1 protein-coding gene and 2 pseudogenes are annotated in these 2,589 nt (G+C 36.7%); all 3 read left to right on the top strand.

Going from position 1 to position 2,589, the window contains the following annotated elements; all coding sequences use genetic code 11:
• Positions 1–439: 439 nt before the first annotated feature.
• Positions 440–1,942 (top strand): annotated as a pseudogene (locus tag Q9Q35_RS01320) (G5 domain-containing protein); the annotation flags it as partial.
• A gap of 302 nt (positions 1,943–2,244) precedes the next feature.
• A pseudogene (locus Q9Q35_RS01315) lies at positions 2,245–2,466 on the top strand (bifunctional biotin--[acetyl-CoA-carboxylase] synthetase/biotin operon repressor); the annotation flags it as partial.
• Between the two features lie 14 nt (positions 2,467–2,480).
• Positions 2,481–2,589: hypothetical protein (locus Q9Q35_RS11940; protein WP_370648867.1), on the top strand; the 109-nt coding region annotated here is incomplete at its 3' end.

The raw sequence follows: 2,589 nt of genomic DNA, 5'->3' as shown, positions 1-2,589 counted from the left end.
GGGATTAGCAAAGTACATTGGCCATACACGCGAATATGCTCCTTACAATTATACATAGGTACAGTTATTAAGAAATATAAGGATGAGAACTATTATGTGAATTGTTGATTTATTTTTTAACGATACTCTTTTTATTTTTGATAAAAGTTAAAAATCTAGAATTCTTGTTAGGGAAATTTGATTTTAGCTAAATAAATTAAAAAACATTTACTTTATTTATTAAATAATAAATAAAGTAAAAACATTGATATAATTTATACAAAAATAACATTTAAACTCAGGGAGGTTACAATGTAAACGCTCTTTTTGTGGAATAAAAACACTTTTTTAGTACTAAAGCATAATAAGAGATTGAAATTTCCTTAGTTAAAAATTAATATATTTATGTAAAGTATTAAAAAATTTAATATATTTTTATTTATATACTGGAGGAATAAAGATGCTTTCTAAAAACAATCATGAACTCTTAGCTAAAAAGATGGAATCTAAGAAGCAACGATTTGCGATCAAACGATTGACGGTAGGAGTAGCCTCTGTTTTAGTTGGCACCACATTTATGGTTCAAGGAGGGGAAAAAGTACATGCGGATGAAGCTGTACAACAGGAAAATAGCGCTGTTCAAATTGATGCTAGTTCAGAATCAAGTAATGAAGTCGTTTTGAAAAATGAAGCACCTACTTCTACGACAGAAGCATCATTGTCACAAGAAAATGCAGAAGTAGTGGTGTCTGACAAAGAAGATGAAGCTATTACAGAAAATCAAGAAACTAATAGTAAGTTGGAAAATAAAGAAGCTGACGATACTTTAGAAAATAAAGAAGTTACTTTGCAAAATGATATCCCAAATGAAAGTATGGATGTTGATGTAGCTAAAGAAAATACCTCCCAAGATGCAGTAAGTTCAGTTACACCGGTTTCTAAAGCTAGCAATAGTAATAGTAGCTTCAGAACCGTCCAAGATAGCAATGAAATGCAAATTTATACTACGTCAAGTCCGATAAATTATGGGCATAATGGAGATAATAAAACTGCTAAGATCACGTTTTTAGCAGGATATATTCAAAAAGATCAACATACAAGTCAAACTGAAACTATTCGGTGGGTCATTAAATATAAACCAACAGTTGTTCTTGGAAAGGCAACTTCTGCACCAGTCGGTATAAGGATTACAGCCAATAATGCCTATACGCTACCTGATTTTCTTTTGTTTAACGGGCAAAGAATGCCTAGAGACCCAATGTCAGGAAACTCAGGAGAAGCCTTATACTATTCAAGTGCTGTTAAAGCAAAGATCAATGCTGAAAATACAATAGAACTAACTACTATCGTAAAAGGGCGATCGCCAAAAACAACAGGGATCAGTTTTGACTTTGGGACAAGCAATAATCCAAATGACACAAAAAAGATCGATCCTCTTGAGCACACGTATGCCCAGGCGCGTAACTTAATGATCGTTACAGCTAAAATGGATGAGAAAAAATATGAAGCGTTCTTAAAAGAAGTGGAGGCTCCCGAGGATAAGATCGAGACAAGTGAGATCCCATTTACAGTAGAGTATCAAGCAGATCCTAATTTGGAAGTTGGAAAAACAGTTATTGTTCAAGAAGGAGTAAATGGAGAACAAACTAAGACTACGAAGTATACTATTCAAAACGGAAACGTTATTGAAAATGTAAGTGATCCAGTAGTGACAAAAGATCCAATAACTGAAATCATTAATGTTGGTACGAAGTCTAAAATTGAAAAAACTGAAATTGCTTTTGATACTATTTACCGTGGTGATGAATCAAGACCAGCTAAAGCCGAAAGTATCGCTAATACAGGAGTCAAAGGTGAGATCACGACAACTACTACGTATACGCTAGATCCACGAACTGGGAATGTGACAGCAAATGAACCAACTAGTGTGACAACGCGTGAAAAGATAGATCGGGTGATAGTTATTGGTACTAAACCAACGATCACAGAAACAGAGATCCCATTTGAAACGAGCGTTCAATTGGATGAAACGATGAATGCAAGTGATCCAGAAGTGATCGTAACAGTTGGTAAAGTCGGTAAAAAAATAGTAACGACGACTTATGCGGTCGATGCTAAAGGTAAGATAACAGAAAATACGGTAGAAGAGACTGTGCAACCGGTAACTCAAGTGGTGAAAAAAGGTGTAGGAAAAGAAAGTGATATCAGCTATCAAGTCATCTACCAAGCAGATAAAACAAAAACAGCCGGTGAAAAGACGATCAGTCAACGCAAATCGATGCCAAGCAGGGGATCGCGCTGGGGAATCCGAGCCCAGCTCTTTATCTGGCTCGCAGTCAAAAGGCTGCGCGGGGACGCTTTTCCCGTCCCTTCTTTGCTCCAGAAAGAGGGGGGATTTACATGAGTCTCCACCTAGAGCCAGGCCTGCCCTTGGACCAGCTTCCCAGTTATACGCTTTTGATTGCGGCTAGTATTGTTCAGGCTATATTCCTCAGAATAATTTGGAAGAGGCTCCATACGTAGATTGTTCCGATCCTATCGATCGTCTGGAAGATTCCTTGAACGAGATTATCCCCGACAGCCCCAACAAACCATACGATATGTATGAGG

Source organism: uncultured Ligilactobacillus sp. (genome assembly GCF_948826705.1).
Lineage (GTDB): Bacteria > Bacillota > Bacilli > Lactobacillales > Lactobacillaceae > Ligilactobacillus.
The sequence above is the reverse complement of the archived record's forward strand: the minus strand, read 5'-3'. Positions and strand labels throughout refer to the sequence as shown.